At 63.4% G+C, this 23,297-nt stretch carries 27 protein-coding genes and 1 other RNA gene; 13 read left to right on the plus strand and 15 right to left on the minus strand.

Going from position 1 to position 23,297, the window contains the following annotated elements:
* Positions 1-28 precede the first annotated feature (28 nt).
* Both DEJ54_RS02930 and DEJ54_RS02935 read left to right on the plus strand, forming a co-directional pair.
* Positions 29-718: a nitroreductase family protein gene (locus DEJ54_RS02930; protein WP_113153249.1), complete on the plus strand. Its 690-nt coding sequence runs from the start codon at positions 29-31 to the stop codon at positions 716-718.
* Between the two features lie 322 nt (positions 719-1,040).
* Complete coding sequence (locus DEJ54_RS02935; protein WP_204360850.1) at positions 1,041-1,529, plus strand: cupin domain-containing protein; 489 nt, start codon at positions 1,041-1,043, stop codon at positions 1,527-1,529.
* Positions 1,530-1,550: 21 nt separating this feature from the next.
* Here the strand turns inward: DEJ54_RS02935 and DEJ54_RS02940 are convergent, their stop codons facing one another.
* The gene (locus DEJ54_RS02940) at positions 1,551-3,368 is read right to left on the minus strand and encodes an ABC transporter transmembrane domain-containing protein (protein WP_113153251.1); all 1,818 of its coding nucleotides are present in this window, start codon (positions 3,366-3,368) and stop codon (positions 1,551-1,553) included.
* 204 nt (positions 3,369-3,572) lie between these two features.
* Here DEJ54_RS02940 and rpmE point away from each other — a divergent pair, with 204 nt between their 5' ends.
* On the plus strand, positions 3,573-3,794 hold the full coding sequence (gene rpmE, locus DEJ54_RS02945) for a 50S ribosomal protein L31 (protein WP_113153252.1): 222 nt from the start codon (positions 3,573-3,575) through the stop codon (positions 3,792-3,794).
* A 125-nt stretch (positions 3,795-3,919) separates the two neighbouring features.
* On the opposite strand, the gene DEJ54_RS02950 is transcribed toward rpmE, so the two are convergent.
* Both DEJ54_RS02950 and DEJ54_RS02955 read right to left on the minus strand, forming a co-directional pair.
* Positions 3,920-4,195: a SelT/SelW/SelH family protein gene (locus tag DEJ54_RS02950; protein WP_113153253.1), complete on the minus strand. Its 276-nt coding sequence runs from the start codon at positions 4,193-4,195 to the stop codon at positions 3,920-3,922.
* A 65-nt stretch (positions 4,196-4,260) separates the two neighbouring features.
* Positions 4,261-5,010 carry a YebC/PmpR family DNA-binding transcriptional regulator gene (locus DEJ54_RS02955; protein WP_113153254.1) on the minus strand — a complete coding sequence of 250 codons (750 nt, stop codon included), beginning with the start codon at positions 5,008-5,010 and terminating at the stop codon, positions 4,261-4,263.
* 196 nt (positions 5,011-5,206) lie between these two features.
* Here DEJ54_RS02955 and DEJ54_RS02960 point away from each other — a divergent pair, with 196 nt between their 5' ends.
* A complete protein-coding gene (locus DEJ54_RS02960) occupies positions 5,207-6,025 on the plus strand; it encodes an MBL fold metallo-hydrolase (protein WP_113156040.1) in 819 nt (272 codons plus the stop codon).
* A gap of 2 nt (positions 6,026-6,027) precedes the next feature.
* Here DEJ54_RS02960 and DEJ54_RS02965 read toward each other — a convergent pair whose 3' ends face one another.
* The 5 genes from DEJ54_RS02965 to DEJ54_RS02985 all read right to left on the minus strand — a co-directional run bounded on the left by DEJ54_RS02965 (position 6,028) and on the right by DEJ54_RS02985 (position 9,543).
* A complete protein-coding gene (locus DEJ54_RS02965; RefSeq protein ID WP_113153255.1) occupies positions 6,028-6,795 on the minus strand; it encodes a TerC family protein in 768 nt (255 codons plus the stop codon).
* A gap of 70 nt (positions 6,796-6,865) precedes the next feature.
* The gene (locus DEJ54_RS02970) at positions 6,866-7,690 is read right to left on the minus strand and encodes a YmdB family metallophosphoesterase (protein WP_113153256.1); all 825 of its coding nucleotides are present in this window, start codon (positions 7,688-7,690) and stop codon (positions 6,866-6,868) included.
* Between the two features lie 113 nt (positions 7,691-7,803).
* On the minus strand, positions 7,804-8,412 hold the full coding sequence (locus DEJ54_RS02975; protein WP_245447678.1) for a 5-formyltetrahydrofolate cyclo-ligase: 609 nt from the start codon (positions 8,410-8,412) through the stop codon (positions 7,804-7,806).
* A gap of 64 nt (positions 8,413-8,476) precedes the next feature.
* Positions 8,477-8,633: non-coding RNA, 6S RNA (gene ssrS, locus DEJ54_RS02980), on the minus strand.
* Between the two features lie 82 nt (positions 8,634-8,715).
* Positions 8,716-9,543 (minus strand): MipA/OmpV family protein, encoded by an 828-nt coding sequence (locus DEJ54_RS02985; RefSeq protein WP_222474119.1) that lies wholly within the window; start codon positions 9,541-9,543, stop codon positions 8,716-8,718.
* Positions 9,544-9,739: 196 nt separating this feature from the next.
* Here DEJ54_RS02985 and DEJ54_RS02990 point away from each other — a divergent pair, with 196 nt between their 5' ends.
* Positions 9,740-10,576, plus strand: coding sequence for a MoxR family ATPase (locus DEJ54_RS02990; protein WP_113153258.1), 837 nt, complete (start codon positions 9,740-9,742; stop codon positions 10,574-10,576).
* Positions 10,577-10,689: 113 nt separating this feature from the next.
* A complete protein-coding gene (locus DEJ54_RS02995; RefSeq protein ID WP_113153259.1) occupies positions 10,690-11,136 on the plus strand; it encodes a GNAT family N-acetyltransferase in 447 nt (148 codons plus the stop codon).
* An 84-nt stretch (positions 11,137-11,220) separates the two neighbouring features.
* Here the strand turns inward: DEJ54_RS02995 and DEJ54_RS03000 are convergent, their stop codons facing one another.
* Positions 11,221-11,703 (minus strand): hypothetical protein, encoded by a 483-nt coding sequence (locus DEJ54_RS03000; RefSeq protein WP_113153260.1) that lies wholly within the window; start codon positions 11,701-11,703, stop codon positions 11,221-11,223.
* Between DEJ54_RS03000 and DEJ54_RS03005 the strand changes: the two genes are divergently transcribed.
* Positions 11,696-12,886 (plus strand): VWA domain-containing protein, encoded by a 1,191-nt coding sequence (locus tag DEJ54_RS03005; protein WP_113153261.1) that lies wholly within the window; start codon positions 11,696-11,698, stop codon positions 12,884-12,886. The genes DEJ54_RS03000 and DEJ54_RS03005 overlap by 8 nt on opposite strands.
* Positions 12,887-12,902: 16 nt before the next feature.
* Here DEJ54_RS03005 and DEJ54_RS03010 read toward each other — a convergent pair whose 3' ends face one another.
* The 6 genes from DEJ54_RS03010 to hemC form a co-directional block, all read right to left on the minus strand.
* On the minus strand, positions 12,903-13,688 hold the full coding sequence (locus DEJ54_RS03010) for a glutamine amidotransferase (protein WP_113153262.1): 786 nt from the start codon (positions 13,686-13,688) through the stop codon (positions 12,903-12,905).
* Positions 13,689-13,692: 4 nt separating this feature from the next.
* Positions 13,693-14,157, minus strand: coding sequence for a TerB family tellurite resistance protein (locus tag DEJ54_RS03015; RefSeq protein WP_113153263.1), 465 nt, complete (start codon positions 14,155-14,157; stop codon positions 13,693-13,695).
* 72 nt (positions 14,158-14,229) lie between these two features.
* Positions 14,230-15,870, minus strand: coding sequence for a heme biosynthesis protein HemY (locus tag DEJ54_RS03020; RefSeq protein WP_113153264.1), 1,641 nt, complete (start codon positions 15,868-15,870; stop codon positions 14,230-14,232).
* 6 nt (positions 15,871-15,876) lie between these two features.
* Positions 15,877-17,388: a phage tail protein gene (locus tag DEJ54_RS03025; RefSeq protein ID WP_113153265.1), complete on the minus strand. Its 1,512-nt coding sequence runs from the start codon at positions 17,386-17,388 to the stop codon at positions 15,877-15,879.
* Positions 17,389-17,490: 102 nt separating this feature from the next.
* Positions 17,491-18,198 carry a uroporphyrinogen-III synthase gene (locus tag DEJ54_RS03030; protein WP_204360851.1) on the minus strand — a complete coding sequence of 236 codons (708 nt, stop codon included), beginning with the start codon at positions 18,196-18,198 and terminating at the stop codon, positions 17,491-17,493.
* A 1-nt stretch (position 18,199) separates the two neighbouring features.
* Positions 18,200-19,129, minus strand: a complete 930-nt coding sequence (gene hemC, locus DEJ54_RS03035) for a hydroxymethylbilane synthase (protein ID WP_113153266.1) — start codon at positions 19,127-19,129, stop codon at positions 18,200-18,202.
* A gap of 93 nt (positions 19,130-19,222) precedes the next feature.
* On the opposite strand from hemC, the gene tsaD reads away from it, so the two are divergent.
* Genes tsaD through DEJ54_RS03065 form a run of 6 tightly spaced genes read left to right on the plus strand, consistent with a single transcriptional unit; the run spans position 19,223 to position 23,195 of the window.
* A complete protein-coding gene (gene tsaD / locus DEJ54_RS03040; protein ID WP_113153267.1) occupies positions 19,223-20,308 on the plus strand; it encodes a tRNA (adenosine(37)-N6)-threonylcarbamoyltransferase complex transferase subunit TsaD in 1,086 nt (361 codons plus the stop codon).
* Positions 20,305-21,327, plus strand: coding sequence for an NAD(P)H-dependent glycerol-3-phosphate dehydrogenase (locus DEJ54_RS03045; RefSeq protein WP_113153268.1), 1,023 nt, complete (start codon positions 20,305-20,307; stop codon positions 21,325-21,327). Before tsaD ends, DEJ54_RS03045 begins: the two co-directional genes overlap by 4 nt.
* Before the next feature lie 16 nt (positions 21,328-21,343).
* Entirely contained in the window at positions 21,344-21,640 is a 297-nt protein-coding gene (locus tag DEJ54_RS03050; RefSeq protein WP_113153269.1) for a YciI-like protein, read from the plus strand.
* Positions 21,640-22,065 carry an EVE domain-containing protein gene (locus DEJ54_RS03055; RefSeq protein WP_113156043.1) on the plus strand — a complete coding sequence of 142 codons (426 nt, stop codon included), beginning with the start codon at positions 21,640-21,642 and terminating at the stop codon, positions 22,063-22,065. Before DEJ54_RS03050 ends, DEJ54_RS03055 begins: the two co-directional genes overlap by 1 nt.
* Positions 22,066-22,073: 8 nt before the next feature.
* Positions 22,074-22,730 carry a methyltransferase gene (locus tag DEJ54_RS03060; RefSeq protein ID WP_113153270.1) on the plus strand — a complete coding sequence of 219 codons (657 nt, stop codon included), beginning with the start codon at positions 22,074-22,076 and terminating at the stop codon, positions 22,728-22,730.
* A 57-nt stretch (positions 22,731-22,787) separates the two neighbouring features.
* Complete coding sequence (locus tag DEJ54_RS03065) at positions 22,788-23,195, plus strand: DUF1761 domain-containing protein (RefSeq protein ID WP_113153271.1); 408 nt, start codon at positions 22,788-22,790, stop codon at positions 23,193-23,195.
* Positions 23,196-23,297: the final 102 nt, after the last annotated feature.

Below are 23,297 nucleotides of genomic sequence, written 5' to 3' on the forward strand. Positions count from 1 at the left end.
TATCGGACAAAATGGAGGAGACGTCCGCATGAGCGAAAATGCCACACAGGAATACCGTCCGGTCCCACTTCCCGATTACAGGGAGCTTCCGGTCGAGGAGATGCGGGCCCGCGCCCAGGCCTTCTATGACGAGATCCGCACACGCCACACCGTGCGCGACTTCTCCACCCGCCCCGTGCCGCGCGACATCATCGAAACCTGCATCAAGGCAGCAGGCACCGCGCCCAATGGCGCAAACCACCAGCCCTGGCACTTCGCGGTGATCGGCAATCCGGCGGTAAAGAAACAGATCCGCGAGGCGGCGGAGGCCGAGGAGAAAGCGTTTTACGAAGGACGCGCGGGTGAAGAATGGCTTCATGCGCTGGCCCCGCTCGGCACCGATGCAAGCAAGCCGTTTCTGGAAGAAGCGCCCTGGCTCATCTGCGTTTTCGGCGAACGCCGCAGCCGCTCGGCCGATGGCGTGAAGCGCAAGAACTACTACGTTCCAGAGTCCGTGAGCATCGCAACCGGCTTTCTGATTACAGCCCTGCACAAGGCAGGTCTGGCAACTCTTACGCACACGCCGAACCCGATGAGCTTTCTAAACGAGCTGTGCGGTCGCGACCCGCATGACAAACCCTATATCCTGATGGTGGTCGGCTATCCAAAGGAGGACGCCACCATTCCCGAACACGCAATGGAGAAGAAGCCGCTGGAGGAAATCGCCACGTTCATCTGAGCGTCGCCTCCAACGCGTACAGGCATCGGACAACAGAGCCATTCGGGGCGTTTCGGCTTTCCCGAAAGGCTCTGAACGAACATGGGTCCTCTCTTTGAGGATGACGAAAAGCGACGTGCAGGCTTCGCATCGAATGGCTGGCAAGGGGCTCGTGCCAGCCGCTCGATGGAACGGTGCACATGCCGCCTTTCGCCATGCCCGGCATGTCCGGGCACCCATGACCTTCTCCAGAAACGGCCAGACACCGGAGCCGATTTCCACTTCTTTGCCCGATGCAATAGGGTCAGCCCGTTTCTACGAAGCAATTCTGGAGGGAATGGTTTTGAGCACGACATATCTCGTTAAAAGCAGCGAAATTGCCGAGATGGAGGGTTTGAAGAAGACCCACTTTCTAAACCCCAATGCGCAGCGTCTGAACAAGTCTCTTGGCGACCTCACGGGTCTGAGCGGCTTGGGATTCCACATCATCGAAGTGGAGCCCGGCTATGAAACGACGGAACACCACTGCCATTACCACGAAGACGAATGCGTGTTCGTGCTGGCGGGTTCCGCCACGGCCTTTATCGGCGATGAAGAGCACGCAATCGGCCCCGGAGACTTCATCGGCTACAGAAAGGGCGGGCTGGCCCATTCAATCAAGAACACGGGAAATGAAACGCTGCGCTGCATCGTCGCTGGCGAGCGGCTTGCGCATGATGTGGGCGATTACCCGAGGCTGGGCAAACGCATTTTCCGCGACAGGCAGATGCCCTGGGGGCTGGCCGACATCGACAGGATCGATGCGGTCGGCGGCAAGGTCGGCAAGAAGTAGAGCCGACCCCGCCCTCCGCGACTATTCCGCAGCGTCTCCGAGAGCCTCTGCGCCCGCCTGGAACTGAAGGCTGGCGAGTTCGGCATAGATGCCGCCCTTTGCCACGAGAGCGGCGTGTGTGCCCTCCTCGACGATGCGCCCCTCTTCCATGACGAGAATGCGGTCGGCCTTCAGAACCGTTGAGAGACGATGTGCGATGACGAGCGTGGTGCGGCCCTTCATCAGGTGCTCAAGCGCCTGCTGCACCAGCGTCTCGCTTTGCGAATCGAGGGCGGAGGTGGCTTCGTCGAGCAACAGGATCGGCGCATCGCGCAGGATCGCGCGCGCAATGGCCATGCGCTGCCGCTGACCGCCCGACAGGGTGACGCCGCGCTCGCCGACCGGCGTGTCGTAGCCTTCCGCCAGATCGGTGATGAAATCATGCGCAAGCGCGGCGCGGGCCGCAGCCTCGATCTCGGCGCGGGAGGCGTCAGGACGGCCAAAGGCAATGTTCTCGGCCGCGCTGGCGGCAAAGATCGTCACGTCCTGCGGAACGATGGCCATGCGTCCGCGCAGCGCCAGCGGATCGGCCTCGCGCGCATCGACACCATCGACGCGCACCGCCCCGGAATCGGGATCGTAATAGCGCAGAAGCAGCGAGAAGACGGTGGTTTTGCCCGCGCCCGAGGGACCGACAATGGCGACCGTCTCGCCCGGTTTTACGGTGAAGGACAATCCATGAAGCGCAGAGCGGTCAGGTCGTGTCGGATAGGCGAAGGAGACATTGTCGAACGCCACTTCGCCGCGCGCCGGCTGCGGCAGCGCCACGGGGCTGGCGGGCGCGGTAATGGCGGGCTCTTCCGACAGGAGCTCGCTCATGCGCTCGGCAGCGCCGGCGGCCTGCGAAAGCTCGCCCCAGACCTCTGACAGGGCGCCGAGCGCGCCAGCGGCCAGAACCGAGTAAAGCAGGAACTGACCGAGCGTGCCCGGCGTCATCTCGCCGGACAGAACGGCCCGCGAGCCGAACCAGAGAACGGCCACGACCGAACTGAAGGTCATGAAGATGGCGAAGAAGGTGAGGAAGGACCGCGCGAAGATGGATGCGCGTGCAGCAGAGAACGCCGTCTCGATGGCATCGGAGAATTTCTTGCGCACCACGTTCTCGCCGGTGAAGGCCTGAAGCGTGCGCACCGCGCCGATCTGCTCGCCCGCATAGGCGGTGGCGTCGGCCAGCGTGTCCTGCGCAAAACGCGAGCGACGGCGCACCGAGCGGCCAAAGGCGACCAGCGGCAGAACGATGACGGGGATGGCCGCCACCACGAGCAGGGAAAGACGCGGGCTGGTGACGACCATCATGCCGACAGCGCCAAGCCCCATGATGACGTTGCGCAGCGCTTGGGAAATGGTGGCCCCGACAGCCGATTTGACCTGCGTGGCGTCGGCCGAAATGCGCGAAACGATTTCACCGGACTGGACCGTATCGAAGAAGCCGGGGGAAAGGCGCGTGACGTGATCGAAGACATCGCGCCGCAGGTCGCTGACAACACGCTCGCCCAGCGTGATGACGAAGAAATAGCGCCCCGCCGAGGCGGCTGCGAGAACCGCAGCTATGACCACCAGCATCGAGAAGTAATTCGCGATGAAGATGGAATCGGAATGGGAAAACCCGTGATCGATCATGCGGCGCACGGCCAGCGGCAGCGTGAGGGTCGCGATGGCTGCGAGCACCAGGAAAAAGGCCGCGCCAAGCGCCAGACCGCGATAGCGGCCGATATAGGGAAAGAGGCGTTTCAGCGGCTTTAACGACCGCCGCTTCGCCGCCTGTTCCCGCTCTTCGGACGCCCTTTGCCTGCGCGCCATCGCCTGCCCCTTCTCAATTCTCGTTCGGGAGCGGCAAAATGTGCGCCGCTCAAGCCTTGTCTTGTCGTCGTACCTGATGTATAGGCTCGCCAACCAATTCCGAAGCCGTAGCCTTCCTTGGCCGCGGCTTCAAGTTTTCAAGATGGGTGCAATTGCCGCAAGTGCGGATCAGATTGCCATCCCGCCAGAACTCAGGACAAGACGATGAAAGCCGAAATTCATCCCGACTACCACATGATCAAGGTCGTCATGACGGACGGCACCGAGTACGAGACGCGCTCCACCTGGGGCAAGGAAGGCGAGACCCTTCAGCTCGACATCGACCCGTCCACGCACCCGGCATGGACCGGCAACCAGCAGTCCCTGATGGACCGCGGCGGCCGCGTTTCCCGCTTCAAGCAGCGTTACCAGGGCCTCGGCATCTAAGGTATCCTGCGGCCGGATGGCGTCATCCGGCATTTGCGGACACCGAGAGGCAGAGCCGACCGGAACGCAAAAGCGTTTTTACAGAGACCCGTCTCATCGAGGCGGGTTTTTTGTTGTCTGCTTGCCTACTTGTCTATGTGGCCAAGATCGCGCTCGGGATCGATCACGTCGCGCACACGCTGCTTCAGCGTCTTGGCGTCAGGAAAGCCGCCATCGTGCTTGCGCTCCCAGATGAGGATGCCGTTGCACGTGATCTCGAACACCCCGCCCGTGCCCGGACGCAGCGCGACTTCCGACAGTTCTGTGGAAAAAGTGGAGAGAAGCTCCTGCGCGAGCCATGCGGCGCGCAGGAGCCATTGGCACTGGGTGCAGTAGGTAATCGCGATACGATGCTGTTTCACGAGAACCTGTCCTTTGTTGCCAGACAGCCAAAAACTGCCGGGCCTGAAGCCCGGCAGAAGCGCAATCAGGCTGCGCTGAGTTTCGCGAGCGTTTCGTCGTCCACCTCGAAATTGGCGTAGACGTTCTGCACGTCATCGTCGTCTTCGAGGGTTGCAACGAGCTTGAGGATCGACTGGGCGCGCTCCTCATCGACCGGCGTGCCGGTCTGGGGACGCCAGATCGCCTTGACGGACTCGGCTTCGCCCAGAGCGCCTTCCAGCGCCGTGGTGACATCGCCGATATCTTCGAAGGCGCAGGTGATGACGTGGCCGTTTTCGTCCGACTGGACATCTTCGGCGCCGGCCTCGATGGCGGCTTCCATCACCGTGTCGGCATCGCCCTTGTCAGCCGGGTAAATGATTTCGCCAACGCGGTCGAACATGAAGGAAACGGAACCGGTTTCGCCAAGCGATCCGCCTGCCTTGGTGAAGGCGGCGCGGATGTTGGAAGCGGAACGGTTGCGATTGTCGGTCAGCGCCTCGACGATGACGGCGACGCCACCGGGACCATAACCCTCGTAACGCACCTCGTCATAGTTCTCCGCATCACCGCCCGACGCCTTCTTGATGGCGCGTTCGATGTTGTCCTTCGGCATGGACTGGGCCTTGGCGTTCTGGATGGCCAGGCGCAGGCGCGGATTCATCGCCGGGTCGGGCATTCCCATCTTGGCAGCGACTGTGATTTCGCGCGCCAGTTTGGAAAACATCTTCGAGCGAACGGCGTCCTGCCGGCCCTTGCGGTGCATGATGTTCTTGAATTGGGAATGACCGGCCATGGGGCTCCTTCTCACGGTCTTTTGAAAGCAATGGAATACCGGGGCCTTATAGTGAAAATGCCGGCCAACGTCCAGAACCCGCGCACTGCAGCGATGGGGGCGGACATGTCGAGAGACATGGGGCCGACATGGGGCGGACATGGCGCAGAGCCGCGCTTTGCCCTACCATGTGCTCTTGCACACACGGGAGATGCCGATGACCGCCTTCCGACTGACCGCAGCCATTCTGACTTTATTGCTCGCTCCGCTGCCTGCAGCCCTTGCACAGACAAACGGGCAGATCGAGCGACCAAGCACCTGCCTCGCCATGGCGCAGGCGCTGCCAGGCGTGATCTACGCCTCGCTGGTGGCACCGGTCGCTGCAAGGGCCGACCCGGTGACCATCACCTATGCGGGCCATTCCACCTATCTGATCGAGACGCCGGCCGGCGTGACCATAGCCACGGACTTCGCGGGCATTTATGGCGCGAACCCGCCACCGCGCGTCGTGACCATGAACAGGGCGCATGGCACGCACTTCACGCGCAATCCCGACCCCGCCATAGAGCATGTTCTGCCAGGCTGGAACGAAGAGGGCGGGCCGGTGAAACACTCTCTGCTGGTTGAGGACGTCTATATCCGCAATGTGACCACCGACATCCGCCGCTATGGCGCGATGGAGCCGGACGCCAATTCGATCTTCATCTTCGAGGTGGCGGGGCTGTGCATCGGGCATCTGGGCCATCTGCATCACCGGCTGGACGACAGCCATTATGCGGCGATCGGCAGGCTCGACGTGCTGATGGTGCCCGTCGATGGCGGGCTGACGCTGTCGCTTGACGGGATGAGCGAGATTGCGCGCCGGCTTTCCTCGTCGGTGATCCTGCCGATGCACCGGCATTCGACACCGCTCAGCGCCTTCACGGGCCGCATGGGCGGTGGGTTCGAACTGGATTTTCGTGAGGGACGGTCGATCACCGTGGCGCTGGATAACCTGCCACGGCGACCGACAATCGTTATTCTCGACGGGGTTTAGGGCTACTTGCCCGCCCCGCCCTGCAGCGCCTTTGCGCGCGCGCGCTTGCGGCGCGCCAGCATGTTGAGCGACTCGACCAGCGCCGAGAAACCCATGGCCGCGTAAATGTAGCCCTTGGGCACGTGGAAGCCCATGCCATCGGCGATCAGCGTCATGCCGATCATCAGCAGGAAGGCGAGCGCCAGCATGACCACGGTTGGGTTGGCCGCGATGAAGCGCGACAGCGGTTCGGCGGCGATGAGCATGACGGTCACGGCCGAGATGACGGCGATGAACATGATGGCGAGCTCGTTGGTCATGCCAACGGCGGTGATGATGGAGTCGATGGAGAACACCAGGTCGAGCAGCAGGATCTGAACGATCGCCGCACCGGCGGACATCGTGACCTGACCCATCATGTTTTCCTTACCATCGTCGGGATCGACCGAATGGTGGATTTCCTTGGTTGCCTTCCACACCAAGAAGAGACCGCCCGCGATCAAGATGAGGTCGCGCCAGGAGAACCCATGGCCGAACAGCTCGAACACCGGCTCGGTGAGCTGGACGATGATCGAGATCGTGCCCAGAAGCGCCAGCCGCAGGATCAGCGCGGCGCTGATGCCGATGCGCCGCGCACGCGCCTGCTGCTCTTTGGGCAGCTTGTTGGTGAGGATGGAAATGAAGATCAGGTTATCGATGCCGAGAACGATCTCGAGCACCACCAGGGTCACGAGCGCGACCCAGGCTTCCGGATGGGAGACAAACTCAAAGTGACCGGCAAGCCATTCCATGGCAGCACCCCTCGCTGGCAATTGTTCAAAATATAGCGTTTTGCAGAGTTATGCGCAGCCGCGCCCAGCGTCAACGCCAGAAGGCGGGAACGGTTTCCTCAAGGCGCGCACCAAGCCTGAGCGGGGCGATCTTCTCGCAGAGGCCCGTGCGGTCGGAGATTTCGAGCCCGACGCCGCAGATCGTTGCAGGACCGCTGGCCGCCTCGAACCGCCCTTTGGGCACCTTGGCGGTGAACCGGTTGAGGGGCTCTTCCTTGTCCATGCCAAGGGAAGAATCGTAATCGCCGCACATGCCGGCATCGGACAGATAGCCCGTGCCGCCGTTCAGGATCTGATGATCGGCCGTCGGCTGATGCGTGTGGGTGCCGACGACAAGGCTCGCGCGGCCATCGACGAAATGGCCAAAGCACATCTTCTCGGACGTGGCCTCGGCATGGAAATCGAGAATGACGGCATCGGCCTGCTCGCCCAGCGGACAGGCGGCCAGCACATCTTCGACACAGGCGAAGGGATCGTCGAGCTCGGGATGCATGAACACCCGGCCCATGATGTTGGACACCAGAACCCGCGCGCCATTGCGCGCGATGTAGACGCCGGAGCCACGACCGGGCGTGCCCTTCGGGAAATTCGCCGGGCGCAGGAAACGCTCCTCGCGCGGCGCAAAGGCCAGCGCCTCGCGCTGGTCCCACACGTGGTTGCCCGTGGTCACCACATCGGCGCCCGCATCCAGCGTGTTGCGGAAGATCTCTTCGGTGATGCCGAAACCGCCTGCCGCGTTCTCGCCATTCACGACCACGAAATCGAGCCGGAAATCAGAAATAAGGCCGGGAAGCTTTTCCCAGACCGCCGTGCGGCCGGCGCGACCGACCATATCGCCAAGAAACAAAAATCTCATGGGCCGCTTCTAGCGCATCGGTCTGAAAATCGGAATCGATTTTCGGGCCGTTTCGCAGATTCAACAAGGTAGAGCGTCCTTTGTGCGTCCGAATGGACGCACGGCGCTCTAGATCAATTTTTCTGCGCGTGAAAACCGGAAATCTGCCGCAGGCCGCTTTCGGTGAGCATCTCGGGCAAACGCTCGTCATGCGGCTCGTCGGGCACGCCCCCGACCTCCTGGCAATCGAAGGCGATGCCGATAAGCCGGGGCGAAAGCCCCCGCGCCTTCAGCCGCGCGATTGCCCGGTCGTAATAGCCCGCGCCATAGCCTATGCGGTGGCCCCGCGCGTCGAAGGCTGCAAGCGGCACGAGCATGATTTCGGGGTCAAGGACCGCCGCCCTGTCATCCGGTCCCCATGTGCCGAACCCCATATCGACCAGAGGCGCGTCGGGGCGGTATTCCCGGAAAACGATGGTGGTCCTGTCGAGGATGGCGGGCAGCGCGATCCGCGCCCCGCGCGCAGCCAGCACCGCCATCAGCGGGCGCACATCCATTTCAGAGCGCATTGGCCAGAAGCCCGAGACGACCGTGCCGGACCTGACTGCGATCCGCTGCGCCTGCGATGCCAGCGCCTCGGCCACTTCCGCACGCCAATCGGGATCGAGCGCGTTGCGGCGGGCCAGCGCCTCGCGGCGCAACTGCTTCTTCTGTGAGGCCTGATCGTTCATCATGTCGCTCATGCGGCTCAATCACCATGAATGAAGCACGGAAGGAAGCGTGCTGACGACATTTGAAAAAAGAAAGCTGCGATCCACGGCGACCGATGGAATGCACGATCCCGGGAACCTACAACGTAGGTGGGCGCCGTGTAACCAAGCCCACGGGCGAGGTCAGGGACAGCTCCCTTAAGGATCGATAAGGCCCCGGGGAAAAAGATTCCTGTCGGGAAGCGCAGATCGCTGCGCGCAATATAGGGACGAGCCCCGGCCCGCGCCAGAGATATTCTGACGCCGGGCGCACAAGTTTCACAACCAAGTGTGACTTCAGTCGAGCGTGAAATCGAAACGGTAGGTGGAGGACAGGCCGATCGTGAACTGGTTGCGCGAGCCGCGCTCGCGAACGAGGCTGGAATCGGCTGCCGCGCCCTTCAGGGAGGCGTATTCGGCAAAGACGCTGGAGGTGAAGGCGTCGGTCACCTTCCACGTCACCGCACCGCCCACACCGAGCGATTTGAGGCCGCCGCCATCAGGCTGGTACTCGCTCAGTCCGGAGGCCGCAGCCTCTCTGGCATTAACGCCGTAATAGGTCTCGAAATAGTCTTTGCTGGCGAACGAGGCGCGCGGGCCACCCGAGATGCGGATATGCGGGGTCACATCGTAGAAGGCGTCTGCCGCCACATCGGCAACGAAACCGCTATGGGCGCGGAAACCGTGGCGCAGCTCGCCACGCACCCGCAACCAGTCGGTCGGGTAGACCTCGGCGAAACCGCCGGCTTCCACGCCCCATTTGACCGGGTCGAGGCCCTTCAGGTCATTGGCGTCGTCCGCGTCGCGCTTGAAGAGAAACTTGCCGGTGAGGCCCGCCTCGAAGCCATAGCCCCCGAACAGGGCGAAGGAGCCATTGTCGTTGCGCGAGGAGAAACGCCTGTCATTGCCCTGACGGCCAACGGAGACCAGCGGCACCAGGCTGAAAAGATGACTCCTGGAGCCCTCGAACTCCGGCCGGAAAGCGCCACTTGCGCCAACGGTCACCGACCAGTCGCCCGACCAGAAATTCTTGCCGGACCCGCCTTCCTGTGCGGAAGCGGGGGCGAGAGCGAGGGACGCCGCAACCAGAGGCGCGGACAGAATGGCGGCTAAATGTGGACGCAACGCAGAACTCCGAGAACCGGGAAAGCCGAAATGCCTAAAATACCCTCTTTTGCGTAAAGACCGGCTTAACGCTCTGTGAACCCTTGTCGAAACCGGCGCGTGCAGCCGGTAGAGCGCACAGATTGGCCGGCCGATGCTTGCGCTTGCCATGCCGCGCCAATAGGTTCACTGCGCACGGGAACAGGGAAGAGATTGCATGCGCTTCGAAGGCACGGCGGATTATGTCGCCGACAGGGATCTGATGGTGGCGGTGAACGCGGCGATTGCGCTGGAGCGGCCGCTTCTGGTGAAGGGCGAGCCCGGCACCGGCAAGACCGAGCTTGCCAAGCAGGTGGCCGCCGCACTGGGGCTGGACCTGATCGAATGGCATGTGAAATCCACCACACGCGCCCAGCAGGGGCTTTATGAATATGACGCCGTGTCGCGCCTGCGTGACAGCCAGCTCGGCGACGAGCGCTTCAACGACATCAAGAACTACATCAAGCGCGGCAAGCTGTGGGAGGCCTTTGCGGCGGACCGCAGGACCGTTCTTCTGATCGACGAGATCGACAAGGCCGACATCGAGTTCCCCAACGATCTGTTGCAGGAAATCGACAAGATGGAGTTCTATGTCTACGAGACCGGCGAGACGGTGCGGGCGATCCATCGGCCCATCGTGATCATCACCTCGAACAATGAGAAGGAACTGCCGGACGCCTTTCTGCGCCGCTGTTTCTTCCACTATATCCGCTTTCCCGACGCCGAGACGCTGGCCGACATTGTCGAGGTTCACTATCCGGGTATCAAGAAGAACCTGGTGTCTGCCGCGCTCAGCCAGTTTTACGAGATCCGCGACGTGCCGGGGCTGAAAAAGAAGCCCTCTACCTCCGAGGCGCTGGACTGGATCAGGCTTCTCGTTTCCGACGATGTGCAGCCGGAGGATCTGCGCGGGGATGCGAAAAGCGCCCTGCCCCGCCTGCACGGCGCGCTCCTGAAGAACGAACAGGACGTGCACCTCTTCGAAAAGCTCGCCTTCATGGCGCGACGGCAATAGACGGGCGGCTTTACCAGGCGCAAAGCCTTCATTTTTCTGGCCCTTGCCGGCGAAACCGCTACGCCGAACAGTGCGGGGCCGGACTGTGCGGGAAAGAGGAGGACGAGACCCGAATGACCGAAATCACCATCCGCCCGCTTGCCAGAAGCGACGAGCCCGAATGGCGCAGGCTCTGGACCGCCTATCTGGAGTTCTACAAGACCAGCGTTCCCGAAGAGGTCTATGCGACCACATGGGAGCGGCTTTTCGACGATGGCGACTATGAGCCGAACGGGCTGATCGCCGAGGTGGACGGGAAACCGGTCGGGCTGGTGCACTACATGTTCCACCGCACGTGCTGGACCGTGGGCAACAATTGCTATTTGCAGGATCTCTATGCCGACCCCGCGATACGCGGCAAGGGCATTGGCCGGGCGCTGATCGAGGCGGTTTACGAGAAGGCGGATGCGGCGGGCGCCGCCAATGTCTACTGGATGACGCAGGACTTCAACGAGACCGCCCGCAAGCTCTATGACCGGATCGCGAAACTGACGCCGTTCATCAAGTACCAGCGGGGCTAGGACGCCGCGACTGGTTACGCTCCAACCCATTGAATCTGCGCATCGTGCTTTCCGAAAATCGATTCCGGTTTTCGGGCCGATGCTCTAGCCTGCAACGCGCCTTGAGCCGCGAGCCTTTTGAGCGATCAATTCGCTTTTTCGGAAATAGGCGAGGCCGGCCACAAACCAGAGATGGGCGAGCGGCCACTGGTTGCGGTGCTTCTTCATTCGTTTCTGATTGAAATATGGCCCCGACAGGAACTCCGGCAGCGACTGCTTACCCTTGGCCTGATTGCACTCCAGACAGCAAGGAAGGGTCAGCAGTCCGCTGGCGTGAACACGCGGAACCACATGATCGCGCGTTGCCTTGGTGGGTGGCAAACGGGTACCCGTTGCCGCCCGACGACGCATGGGAATGCCGCAATAGGCACACCAGTTCCTGCGGTCATCCTGCCACCAGAGACCGATAATGGACTCCGCCGAGCGAACGAGGGAATGCAGTTGGTCTGTTTCCATGACATCCCGTATATGAGAGACATTCCAATAGATCCCAAATGCAATCGGTAAGATTCTAAGCAAGATGTTCATCCCCTTCTTCCTTGAGCTGAAAGCCGCGCGCGTTCCGGTGTCGCTGCGCGAGTATCTTTCGCTGCTGGAGGGGATGGAGAAGGGGCTCGTCGCCTATGACGTGGAGGGATTTTACTATCTCGCGCGGGCGGCGCTGGTGAAGGACGAGCGGCACATCGACCGTTTCGATCAGGTTTTCTCGCAGGTCTTCAAGGGCGTGGAGGCGGTGTCGGGCGGCGATGGCGTCGACCCGCAGGCGATCCCCGGGGAATGGCTGAGGAGGCTGGCGGAAAAACACCTCAGCGACGAGGAGAAGAAGCTGGTCGAGGCCATGGGCGGTTTCGAGAAGCTGATGGAGACGCTGAAGGAGCGGCTGGCCGAACAGAAGGACCGCCACCAGGGCGGCAACAAGTGGATCGGCACTGCCGGCACCTCTCCCTTCGGGGCCTATGGCTACAACCCGGAAGGCGTGCGCATCGGCCAGCACGAATCGCGCCACCGGCGGGCGGTGAAGGTCTGGGACAAGCGCGACTTCAAGAATTTCGATGATGCGGTGGAGCTTGGCACGCGCAACATCAAGGTCGCGCTGAAACGGCTGCGCCGCTGGGTGCGCGAGGGCGCGGTGGAGGAATTCGACCTGCCCGGCACGGTGCAGGCGACGGCCGAGCACGGCTATCTGGACGTGAAGACGCGGCCCGAACGGCGCAATGCGGTGAAGCTTCTGATGTTCTTCGACGTGGGCGGCTCGATGGACGACCATATCCGCATTGTGGAGGAGCTGTTTTCGGCGGCGCGCGCCGAGTTCAAGCACATGGAGTATTTCTACTTCCACAATTGCCTCTATGAAGGCGTGTGGAAGGACAATCGGCGGCGCTATTCCGAGGTGACGCCGACCTTCGACGTGCTGCACAAATACGGGCCGGACTACAAGGTGGTCTTCGTTGGCGACGCCTCGATGAGCCCTTACGAGATTGCCTATGCAGGCGGTTCGGTGGAGCACTGGAACGAGGAAGCCGGCCATGTGTGGCTGAACCGCGTGCTCCAGCAATGGCCGAACGCGGTGTGGCTCAACCCCGTGCCGGAAAAGCACTGGCGTTACACGCACTCGGTCCAGATGCTTCAGGAGATCTTTTCCGGGCGCATGTACCCGATGACGCTGGCCGGGCTTGAAGCCGCCACGCGGGAACTTTCACGCAAGCACTGAGGTGGCGCGGCGTCGGTTAGGCGAGGCCCCGGCGGCCCACCATGCGGCGGCCGGCGGGGTGCTGGCCCGTGGCCTCGTCACCGCTGTGCAGAGCGCCTTTGCATTCGCAATCGAAGATCAGTTCCAGAAAATCGACCAGCCAGGTTTTCAGGTGCCGGTCCCAGATGAGACGGCCACCCAGATGATCGCGGCCCTGCTGTGCGCCGGGCATGACGAAACGCTGCGCGCCGCGCACCACCCAGCGCTGCATCATGGCGCGGGTCAGCTCGGCGTGGAACTGCACGCCCCAGGCGTTTTCGCCATAGCGGAAGGCCTGATTGGGATAGTGTTCGGCAGTGGCCAGAAGGGTTGCGTCCTTCGGCAGCGAAAAACCTTCGCGGTGAAACTGGTAGACCATCTCGGGCCAGTGCAGGAGCTTGCGCCCGGCCTCGGTGGCGCGCAGCGGATACCAGCCGATCTCGACCAGCCCGTCATCATGGCTTCTCACCTGCCCGCCCAGATGCCTGACAAGCAATTGCGCGCCGAGGCAGATGCCGAGAAAGGGCTTGTTCTCCCGCAGGGGAACGGACAGCCAATCCGTCTCGCGCCGCACGAACTCATCATGGTCGTTGGCGCTCATCGGGCCGCCGAACATGACGACGCCGGCGTGATTTTCCAGCGTTTCCGGTAAGGGATGACCGAGCGGCGGGCGGCGAATGTCGAGCGAAAAGCCGCTCGCCTGCAAAACCTGACCAACACGCCCGGCGCTGGACGTTTCCTGATGCAGGACGATGAGGATCTTGCGGCTCGGGTCTGTCTCCATGAGGCTAGGACTTGCTGTACTTCTCTTGCATTTCCTGGCGCAGAACCACCCGGTCGCGATTGTCGACGCCGATCAGCTCCGCAACGCGCCAGACGAGATTGTCTTCCAGCTCGTGCATCTCGCCATCGGCGAAGACGATGCCCCACATGAGACCGATGAAGGACTTGCGCGCATCGGCATCGAGATGCCGCTTCAAAACGCTGGTGAAGGCGTAGAGGTCGATGGCCTCCTGCTCGGCCTTTTCACCGGCTTCAAGGAGGTTTTCCAGCTCCGCGCCCGTGACATTGTAGGTCTGGGAGAGGGTCTCCTTGAGCTTCTCGACTTCGGAAGCCTCGCGGATGCCGTCTGCATCCAGCACGTGGAAGAGCAGCGCGGCAGCGGCGACGCGCGGGTCGTCCTCGGGCCTGAGGGTGGTCTGCCGGCTACCGCCGGGAAGGTCTTTCAGAAAGGACAGAATGCTGTCGAACATGAGCGTGATTGCGATCCGGTGCCTGGGAGAAGCGCGATCCGCCCCGCAAGGGCGAATCGCAGTGCATGATCATTAGAATAGGCGGAAGCGGCCCGACGTCGAGGCGTCCTTGTCATCCGGCTCCACGCCGGGGTCATCCGGGATGGGCGGTTTGACGGGCTCTTCGGCCTCCCCGGGCGCAGCTTTCTGCCCGTTGACCGGCGCTGGCTTTGCAGGCGGTTCGGGGGGCTGCGGCGGGGTTTTTGCCGTTTCCGGGGAAGGTTCCGAGGGCTTTTCCGGTTCCTGAGGCTTTGCGGCGGGTTCCGGCTTTACCGTTTCGGCTTCGATCACCACGGTTTCGGCTTCTGCCGTTTCAGGCTCTTCCTTCGGCGCGGGAATGGAAGGAGCGGGCGAGAAGTCCTCTTCGCTCTCCACGACCTGCGCCAGCCGCTCCATCGGCATGCGCCATTCGAAGGCGTCGAGCTTGCCGGTGACGGGCGAGATGGGCGCCCAGCGTTCGGCCACATAGCCATCGGCCACCCAGGCGGGATCGCGCGGCGCGCGCAGGGCCTTGGCGAGCCACTGGCGCACACGCCCCTGATCACCGGTCTCGGCCTCCTCGATGTCGGCCATCAGCAGATAAACGCTCTCGCGCGGGCCGAGACGGGCTGCGGCCTCGCAGGATTCGCGCGCAAGCTGGAACTCACCGGCATCAAGCGCAGCGCGGCCAACGATCAGCGCCGATTCGACATTGTTGCGCTTCAGCGACTGGAGTTTTTTGGCGCGGGCAAGACGGTCATGCGTGGAATCGCCGGGGCGCGCATGGATATAGACATCCGCGATTTCGGGATGCGGCTCCTTCTTCCAGACGGTCTCCAGAACCTTGGAGCCCTTGCGCAGCTCGTTCTGGCGGAACAGGGCCCTTGCCGCAGTGACAGCCGCCGGCACGAAATCGGGCCGAAGCTTGTGGGCTTCGAGAGCGGCTGTGCGGGCGGTCTGCGGATCGGCGTCAAGCACATCCATCGCCTTGGCGGTGAGGAGCACGGCGCGGCGGCTGGCGACGCTCTCGCGCTCGTCCTTGCCGGTCGCCTTGCGGCTGTCGAGCAGCTTCAGCGCGCCATCCCATTCGCCTTCGCCGGTCTTGCCTTCAAGCGCGGCATTGACGGCCCATTCGAGCTGCGGCGCGGCCTCGACGGCGCGCTCGGCATAGTGGCGCGCGGCATCGCGCTCGCCCAGCCGCTCGGCCTCAAGATAAAGCCCGCGCAGGCCCAGAAGGCGCATTTCGGGATCGTCCAGCATGGCGGTGAACTTGTCGCGCGCCGCCTGTCGGTCGCCATCAAGGAGGGCTGCCTGCGCATCGAGCAGATGGATGAGCGGTTCCTGATCGGCGGAAATGAGCTTGGCGGCCTGCTGGCTCATGCGACGGGCCAGACCGCCATCGCCGGCGCCTGCGGCAATCATGCCGGTGGAAAGCGCCTGATAGCCGCGGTCGCGACGGCGCACCCGGAAATAACGGGCGACGGTGTAAGGGCTCGTCCAGATGCTGCGGATCAGCCACCACAGGATCATCACCGCAGCGACGATGGCCACGATGCCGACCGCCGCCACCATGAGCGAAACCTCATAGCGGTAGCCGGAGAAGGTTATTGCCAGGTCGCCCGGACGCTCGGCCAGCCAGGCAAAGCCCAGCCCCAGAACGAAGACAACGACGAGGTAGAAGAGAATACGGAACATCTGCGCTTATGCTCCCTTCAGCGCATCGGCGAGCGCCTTGTTCAAGATCTGGTCGGCGGCCTGACGCGCCTGAAGCTTGTTGGCGAAATCCGCCGCAGCCTGCTTGCCGGCCTCCGGCAGCGTCTCGTATTCGGCGAGCGCCTTCGCATAATCATTGGCGACAACCGCCGCCTCCATGCGCGCGGCGATGGCGTCCGGGCCTTCACCTTCAACGCTGCCCACCGGGCGCACCACCACGAGCGAGCGGGCGCTGGCCATCAGATTGTCGATGATGCCGCCTCCGCCATCTCCGGCCTCACGGGTGACGGCGGCGACGATGCTGCTCGCCACCGCAGGCGCTTCTGCGGCAAGCGTGGCGCGGCTCGGCACGCCGGATGCGGCGTTCGCCTCAAGCGGCGCAAGCGCCTCGGCCTCGCCCGCCGGCGCAATGGCGGTGTAGGTTTCAAGTTCGCTGGCATAGGGCGTGCCGCGCTCGACCGCCGATTTGAGCGTGGTCGCAGCGATGACGAGCGCCATCCGTGGCGCAGCGTCCGCCTCCTGAACCTGCGCCTTCAGCGCATCAAGCTCGCTCTTGAGCGTGGATAGGGTCGTCGCATTGCCGGACGCCGACTGGTTTGCGGCGCGCGCCGCCTCGGCCGCGCCCTGAACGGCGGTTTCCATGGTGGAAAGCTGCGCGGTCACGCCTTCCAGCGCCGCACCGGCATCGCCGGACGCCGAAAGGCTGGCCGTCTGCTCTTCAAGCGCTGCAAGGCGCTGCGAAAGCGCTTCGAGCCCCGGCCCCTCGCCTGCCGCACCGGACGACATCGATTCGCGCAGGGTCGTGATCTCATCGCCCAGCTCGGCAAGGCGCTGCTCGGTCGCACCGGCGCGCGCACTGGCCTCACTCAAAGCGGCGGTGACGGCTTCGCTTTCGCCACCGGCGGCGGGCTGTTCGTTCAGCTTGCTCTCAAGTGCTGCAACCTGCTGGCGAAGCACCTCGACCGCCGGGTCGGGCGCATTGCTCTTCGTGTCGAGCGCGGGCAGAACGCCAGCCCATTGAAGGCCACCGGCAATGGCCAGCGCAACGACGCCACCGACAACGCCGCCGGCAAGCACGCGACCCGCGCCGCCGCCGCTCTTGGCCGGGGCGGGAGTGGCGGGGGTGGAGGCTTCAGGCTTTGCGGACTGCGCTGCCTGATCGTCTTGCCGTGCACCGGCATTACCGGTTTTCGCGTCTCGACCGAAACCGGCATCCTTCGACGCGGGCTTGTCTTTGGGCGAAGTGGAGGCCTTGTCGTCCTTCGCAGCAGCAGAAGAAGCCGGCTTTGCGGCAGCTTCGACCTTCGCGGCCTCCGGCTTTGCGCTGTCCCTGGCGGCGTCAGAAGGCTTCTGCGCTTCCGGTTTGGCTTCCTGCTTGCTGGTATCGCCGGGCGCGTCGGGCGTTTCCACCTTCTCCCGCTTTACCTGATCGGGATCCAGATCGATGGTCACCGGCTCCTTCTGGGTTTTGGAATGACGCGTTCTCGGCGTTTTGACCATCAGGCAACTCCGCTGCAAAAGGCTGTTCCTGCACTATGTGCAGTGCATATAAGTTCCTATCACACCCGCATGTGGTGAAAACAGGGGCGAGCGCAATTGACGTTACGTCTTTAGCAGAAGCAGCAAACGGTCTTCCGCCGGAAAATCCGCAATTCGGGCGGTTTTTGCGACATCAGGCCCCAAAGCTTCGGCAATGCGCTCGGAGAGGCAATAATATGTCGCAGCCGCTAATTTTTTCCCAACGCCCGACCGCGCCATGAGACGCGCAAGCTGGACGGCCCCATTGGCCGAATAAAGCAGCACATCATCGACCGGACGGTCGCCGATGAGCGACTGAACGGCGGCGTCGGAAGGCTCAAGCGGCAGCGTGTCGTAGATCTCGATCAGGCGCGGCCTGTGGCCGGCTTCCATCAGCCGCGTTTCGAGTACGTCACGGCGCACTCGGCCGCAAAGCACCGTCACATGACAGGGGGCGGCAAAGGCGGCGTCGATGCGCCGGGAAAGCCGTTCGGCGTCGCCCGCCTCATCATCCACCACATGGAGCCCGGCAGCACGTGCGGCATCGCCCGTGCGGCGGCCAACGGCGTAGACGGGCTTGCCCTTCAGCGCGTCGAAAACGGATTGCGGCGCATGGCGGATGGCATTGGGGCTGGTGACGGCCACCACATCCACCGCCTCGGCGTGAATGGCGGCATGAAGCGGCACGGTTTCGGTGAGCGGCAGAACGAGCGGCTCGAACCCCATTTCGGCAAGCCGTCTGGCTGTTTCCGATGCGCCCGGTTCAGGGCGCGTGACCAGCACCCGCCGCATTCTAGAGCCAGCTATCGAAGAACCGCGTGCCCGCCTTTTCGCGCACGGCGGCGCCGGCTTCCGCGCCGAGACGAACGGCATCCGCTGCCCGGCCTTCGGTCTCGATGTCATGCACCTCGCGCCCGTCGGGCGTCAGAACCAGACCGGAAAAGCGCAGCATGTCGCCCTCGATGCGGGCAAGGCCGGCAATGGGGGTGCGGCAGGAACCGTCCAGCGCGCCGAGAAAAGCGCGTTCGCAAAGAAGCGCATCGCCCGTTTGGGGATGATGGATCGCGGCGATCATCGGCCCGATGCGCGCATCGCCGATGCGGCTTTCAATGCAGATTGCACCCTGCCCGAGTGCGGGCGGGAAACGTTCGGGGTCCATGATTTCGGTGGCGATGTGCGGCACGCCCAGCCGGTTGAGCCCGGCAAGTGCGAGAAGCGTGCCCTCGGCAACGCCTTCATCCAGCTTGCGCAGGCGCGTCTGCACATTGCCGCGGAACATGCCGACTTCGAGATCGGGGCGCAGCCGCAGGACCAGCGCCTGACGGCGCAGCGAGGAGGTGCCGAGCTTGGCGCCCTGCGGCAGATCCTCAAGCCTGGCGATGGAGCGGCCGATGAAAACATCGCGCACATCTTCGCGTTCGAGAAAGGCGGAAATTTCGAGCCCGTCGGGCAGAACGGTGGGCATGTCCTTGGAGGAATGCACGGCAAGGTCGATCCGGCCATCGAGCATGGCTTCCTCGATTTCCTTGGTGAAAAGCCCCTTGCCGCCGGCCTGCGAGAGCGGGCGGTCCTGAATCTGGTCGCCCGAGGTGGAGATGACGACGATCTCAAACGCATCTTCGGGCAGGCCATGAGCCGCCATGAGGCGCGCGCGCACCTCTGCCGCCTGAGCCACTGCCAGAGCGCTTCCGCGCGTGCCGATCTTCACCACATCAGTTTGCATGCCGTCATGTCCGTGCTAACCCGCATCCGAACCGGATGCACCACACCCCTAACGGGGATTGGCGGCGACGGCAACATGAGCAGGTAAGGCTGAATGACGCGCATCCTTGGCATCGAGACGAGTTGCGACGAGACGGCAGCCGCCGTGATCGATGATCGTGGCGGCAAGACCGAGATACTTTCCAATGTGGTTTTTAGCCAGATTGCCGACCATGCAGCCTTTGGCGGCGTGGTGCCGGAGATCGCCGCGCGCGCCCATGTGGAAGCGCTGGACGGGGTGATCAAGGCGGCGCTCGATGAAGCAGGCGTATCGCTCACCGAGATCGACGCCATCGCGGCAACGGCGGGGCCGGGCCTGATCGGCGGGCTGATCGTGGGCCTGACGACCGCCAAGGCGATTGCGGCGGCGAGCGGCAAGCCGCTAGTTCCCGTCAATCACCTGGAAGGCCATGCGCTGACGGCGCGGCTGACGGACGGGATCGAATTTCCGTATCTGCTTCTGCTCGTTTCAGGCGGGCACACGCAGATCGTTCATGTGGAAGGTGTGGGGCGCTATCAGCGCTGGGCATCCACCATCGACGATGCGCTGGGCGAGGCGTTCGACAAGACGGCGAAGCTGCTCGGTCTGCCCTATCCCGGCGGCCCCAGCGTGGAAAAGGCGGCAGCAGGCGGCAACCCGAAGCGCTTTGCCTTTCCGCGCCCGCTGAAGGGCGAAGCGCGGCCCGACTTTTCGTTCTCCGGCCTCAAGACGGCCGTGCGGCGCGAGGCCTCTGCGCTGGCCCCGCTCGGCGAGGACGACATTGCCGATATCTGCGCTTCCTTCCAGCAGGCGGTGACGGAAACGCTGAGCGACCGGGTGAAGCGAAGTCTGGAACGCTTCCGTGAAACCCATCCCGACATCGAAACGCCGGCGCTTGTGGTGGCGGGCGGCGTGGCGGCCAATCAGGCAATCCGCACGGCGCTTGACACGCTGTGTGACAAAACCGGCTTCCGCCTCATCGCACCGCCGATCCGGCTGTGCGGCGACAATGCGGCGATGATCGCCTGGGCGGGTCTGGAGCGGCTCAAAGCAGAGCTTGGCGAGGACGATGCGCTCGGCTTCGCGCCACGCCCGCGCTGGCCGCTGGATCAGGCAGCGACACCACTTTTCGGCACCGGAAAACGGGGAGCCAAGGCATGAGCGAGACATCGTCCCAGACGTCATCCAAGTCATCGGCCCAGAAATGGACCATCGCCGTTCTGGGCGCGGGCGCATGGGGAACGGCGCTCGGCGCGACCATGCTGACCGGCGGCCATCACGCCCGGCTCTGGGCCCGTGACGAAGCGCTGGCGCGCTCGATCAATGACGATCACGTCAACAGAAGGTATCTGCCGGGGATCACGCTCGATGCCCGGCTTAAGGCGACAAGCGACATGCAGAGCGCGCTTGAGGGCGCTGACTGCGTGCTGGCGGTGACGCCGGCGCAGACGCTGCGCACGGTTCTCGCCGACGCCGCCCCGCATGTGGTAAAGGGTGTCCCGATTGTGCTCTGCGCCAAGGGCATTGAGCGCGAGACGGGCAGGCTGATGTCCGAAATCGCCGCCGAGGCGCTGCCGGGGAACCCGGTGGCCGCCCTCTCCGGCCCGAGCTTTGCCAGCGATCTGGCAAGCGGCCTGCCGACCGCCGTGACGGTTGCAGCACAGAATGCCGGTCTGGCGGTGACGCTCGCCGAACGGCTCTCCGCGCCGCGCCTTCGCTGCTATTCGACCGACGACCTGACCGGCGTGGAGATTGGCGGCGCGTTGAAGAACGTTCTGGCCATCGCCGCCGGCGCGACCCATGGCGCTGGCCTTGGCGCGAGCGCATCGGCGGCGCTGATCACTCGTGGATTCGTGGAGCTGCGGCGGATCGGCGAGGCTTTTGGGGCGCGGCCCGACACGCTGATGGGGCTTTCGGGCCTCGGCGACCTGATCCTGACCTGCGGCTCGGAACAATCGCGCAATTTTGCCTTTGGGGCAGCGCTGGGACGCGGGGAAAGCCTTGAGGGCCGACCGCTGGCCGAAGGCGCGCATACGGCGGGGATTGCCGCGCGCATCGTGCGCGAACGCGGCCTCGAAGCGCCCATTATCGAAAGCGTGACAGAGCTTCTCAAAGGCAGGCTGACCGTGCAGGCCACCATGGAAGCCCTGCTTTCACGCCCGCTCAAAAGCGAAACATGACACGGAGGGAAACACCATGATCTTCGCCATTATCTGCAAGGACAAGCCAGGCCATCTCGAAACGAGACTGGGTACACGACCCGACCATGTGGCGTATCTGAACGGGCTCAATGAAAACGGCGCGCTGAAGTTTGCCGGCCCCTTCCTCGACGCCGAGGGCAAGCCCTGCGGCAGCCTTGTGGCCGTGGAAGCCGAAGACGAAGCGGCGGCGGAGCTGATCGCCGCAGCCGATCCTTACGCTCTTGCGGGCCTGTTCGAATCCGTTGAAATACGGGCCTGGAACTGGGTCTTCAACAATCCGGAGAACGCATGATGGCCTATTGGCTGTTCAAGTCCGAGCCTTCCACCTGGTCGTGGGAGATGCAGAAGAAAAAAGGCGACGCGGGCGAGCAGTGGGACGGCGTGCGCAACTATCAGGCACGCAACAACATGCGCGAGATGAAGATCGGCGACCGCGGCTTCTTCTACCACTCGGTCAAGGAAACCTCCGTGGTGGGCATCGTGGAAGTGTGTGCGCTGGCGCATCCCGACACGACGACCGATGACCCGCGCTGGGAATGCGTGGACATTCGCGCGGTGGAAGAGATACCCCGCCCGGTGACACTGGCGGAGATCAAGGCCAATCCGATGCTTTCGGAAATGGTTCTGGTCAACAATTCCAGGCTTTCCGTGCAGCCGGTGCAGCCGGACGAATGGGCCGAGATCTGCCGCATGGGTGGCCTCAAGAAAATCCCCTGAGAACGCGCATGAGGCGAATCACTGCGGACAATGCGGCGGCGTTCATCCGCGCCAACACGGCGCTGACGCGACCGCCGCATGTGCCCGAGATCGCCCTTCACCTGGCCGACGAGGCGCACGACCTCTGGCAACGCACCGAAGAGGAGCTTGCCGAAATCGGTCTGCCGCCGCCCTTCTGGGCCTTTGCCTGGGCGGGCGGACAGGGGCTTGCGCGGTATGTGCTCGACCATCCTGAAACCGTGCGCGACCGCACGGTTCTGGACTTCGCCACCGGTTCGGGACTGGTTGCCATCGCCGCTGCAATGGCGGGCGCGAAACGCGTGATGGCGGCGGATATCGATCCGTTCAGCGCACCGGCCTGCGCGCTGAACATGGCGGAAAACAACGTATTGTTCGAAACCACGCAGGACGATCTCGTCGGCGCGGCTGGCGAATGGGACGTGGTGCTGGCGGGCGACGTTTTCTACGACAGGGCCATGACCGAGACGCTGACGCCATGGTTCGAACGGCTTTCACGGGCCGGCTCCACCGTGATTGTCGGTGATCCCGGCCGCAGCTACCTGCCGCGCGAGCGCCTTTCCGAACTGGCCGTCTACACCGTGCCGGTGACGCGCGCGCTGGAAGATGCCGAAGTGAAACACACCACAGTCTGGCAATTCACTTGACCACTCCGGGGGGCATGGGTTCAATCCCGGCTCAAGACATCGGAGGAGGAGGACACGATGGATTTTGCGGGGCTCAATTTTCTTGCCATTTTTGTGGCGGCGGTGGCCGCCTGCCTGTTCGGAGCGCTCTATTATCGCGCGCTGGGAACGGCATGGATGAAGGCCGCACGCATCAAGCCCGAAGAGGCAAAGATGACGCCCTCGCTCGTCATTGCCGCGTTTGTGGCGGAGCTGATCATGGCGTGGGTGCTGGCCGGGGTGATCGGCCATCTGGGCCTGGGCCAGGTGACATTCTGGAACGGCATTATCTCGGGCGCATTCCTGTGGCTCGGTTTCATGGCGACGACCGTGGTCGTCAACCAGCGCTATCAGGGCTTCGGATGGACGCTGAGCGTGATCGACGCCGGCCACTGGCTGGGCGTTGCGCTGATCATGGGCGGCATTATCGGGTTATCGGGCGCCTAGGGCCAGGGCTCCAAACATCATTAATTGATGTCAGAGCATCAAAAGTGATGTACTAGACATCAATAGTGAAAGATATTATATGCATCCCAAGACGGAGCGCCA

This window comes from Nitratireductor sp. OM-1 (assembly GCF_003296175.1).
GTDB lineage: Bacteria > Pseudomonadota > Alphaproteobacteria > Rhizobiales > Rhizobiaceae > Nitratireductor > Nitratireductor aquimarinus.

What these genes read in the sequence shown, in the direction of transcription:
- DEJ54_RS02930 (WP_113153249.1), top strand. Translation starts at nt 29, where the DNA reads ATGAGCGAAAATGCCACACAGGAATACCGTCCGGTCCCACTTCCCGAT.
- DEJ54_RS02940 (WP_113153251.1), bottom strand. Translation starts at nt 3,368, where the DNA reads ATGGCGCGCAGGCAAAGGGCGTCCGAAGAGCGGGAACAGGCGGCGAAG.
- rpmE (WP_113153252.1), top strand. Translation starts at nt 3,573, where the DNA reads ATGAAAGCCGAAATTCATCCCGACTACCACATGATCAAGGTCGTCATG.
- DEJ54_RS02955 (WP_113153254.1), bottom strand. Translation starts at nt 5,010, where the DNA reads ATGGCCGGTCATTCCCAATTCAAGAACATCATGCACCGCAAGGGCCGG.
- DEJ54_RS02960 (WP_113156040.1), top strand. Translation starts at nt 5,207, where the DNA reads ATGACCGCCTTCCGACTGACCGCAGCCATTCTGACTTTATTGCTCGCT.
- DEJ54_RS02965 (WP_113153255.1), bottom strand. Translation starts at nt 6,795, where the DNA reads ATGGAATGGCTTGCCGGTCACTTTGAGTTTGTCTCCCATCCGGAAGCC.
- DEJ54_RS02970 (WP_113153256.1), bottom strand. Translation starts at nt 7,690, where the DNA reads ATGAGATTTTTGTTTCTTGGCGATATGGTCGGTCGCGCCGGCCGCACG.
- DEJ54_RS02975 (WP_245447678.1), bottom strand. Translation starts at nt 8,412, where the DNA reads ATGAGCGACATGATGAACGATCAGGCCTCACAGAAGAAGCAGTTGCGC.
- DEJ54_RS02990 (WP_113153258.1), top strand. Translation starts at nt 9,740, where the DNA reads ATGCGCTTCGAAGGCACGGCGGATTATGTCGCCGACAGGGATCTGATG.
- DEJ54_RS02995 (WP_113153259.1), top strand. Translation starts at nt 10,690, where the DNA reads ATGACCGAAATCACCATCCGCCCGCTTGCCAGAAGCGACGAGCCCGAA.
- DEJ54_RS03005 (WP_113153261.1), top strand. Translation starts at nt 11,696, where the DNA reads ATGTTCATCCCCTTCTTCCTTGAGCTGAAAGCCGCGCGCGTTCCGGTG.
- DEJ54_RS03000 (WP_113153260.1), bottom strand. Translation starts at nt 11,703, where the DNA reads ATGAACATCTTGCTTAGAATCTTACCGATTGCATTTGGGATCTATTGG.
- DEJ54_RS03010 (WP_113153262.1), bottom strand. Translation starts at nt 13,688, where the DNA reads ATGGAGACAGACCCGAGCCGCAAGATCCTCATCGTCCTGCATCAGGAA.
- DEJ54_RS03015 (WP_113153263.1), bottom strand. Translation starts at nt 14,157, where the DNA reads ATGTTCGACAGCATTCTGTCCTTTCTGAAAGACCTTCCCGGCGGTAGC.
- DEJ54_RS03020 (WP_113153264.1), bottom strand. Translation starts at nt 15,870, where the DNA reads ATGTTCCGTATTCTCTTCTACCTCGTCGTTGTCTTCGTTCTGGGGCTG.
- DEJ54_RS03025 (WP_113153265.1), bottom strand. Translation starts at nt 17,388, where the DNA reads ATGGTCAAAACGCCGAGAACGCGTCATTCCAAAACCCAGAAGGAGCCG.
- DEJ54_RS03030 (WP_204360851.1), bottom strand. Translation starts at nt 18,198, where the DNA reads ATGCGGCGGGTGCTGGTCACGCGCCCTGAACCGGGCGCATCGGAAACA.
- hemC (WP_113153266.1), bottom strand. Translation starts at nt 19,129, where the DNA reads ATGCAAACTGATGTGGTGAAGATCGGCACGCGCGGAAGCGCTCTGGCA.
- tsaD (WP_113153267.1), top strand. Translation starts at nt 19,223, where the DNA reads ATGACGCGCATCCTTGGCATCGAGACGAGTTGCGACGAGACGGCAGCC.
- DEJ54_RS03045 (WP_113153268.1), top strand. Translation starts at nt 20,305, where the DNA reads ATGAGCGAGACATCGTCCCAGACGTCATCCAAGTCATCGGCCCAGAAA.
- DEJ54_RS03050 (WP_113153269.1), top strand. Translation starts at nt 21,344, where the DNA reads ATGATCTTCGCCATTATCTGCAAGGACAAGCCAGGCCATCTCGAAACG.
- DEJ54_RS03055 (WP_113156043.1), top strand. Translation starts at nt 21,640, where the DNA reads ATGGCCTATTGGCTGTTCAAGTCCGAGCCTTCCACCTGGTCGTGGGAG.
- DEJ54_RS03060 (WP_113153270.1), top strand. Translation starts at nt 22,074, where the DNA reads ATGAGGCGAATCACTGCGGACAATGCGGCGGCGTTCATCCGCGCCAAC.
- DEJ54_RS03065 (WP_113153271.1), top strand. Translation starts at nt 22,788, where the DNA reads ATGGATTTTGCGGGGCTCAATTTTCTTGCCATTTTTGTGGCGGCGGTG.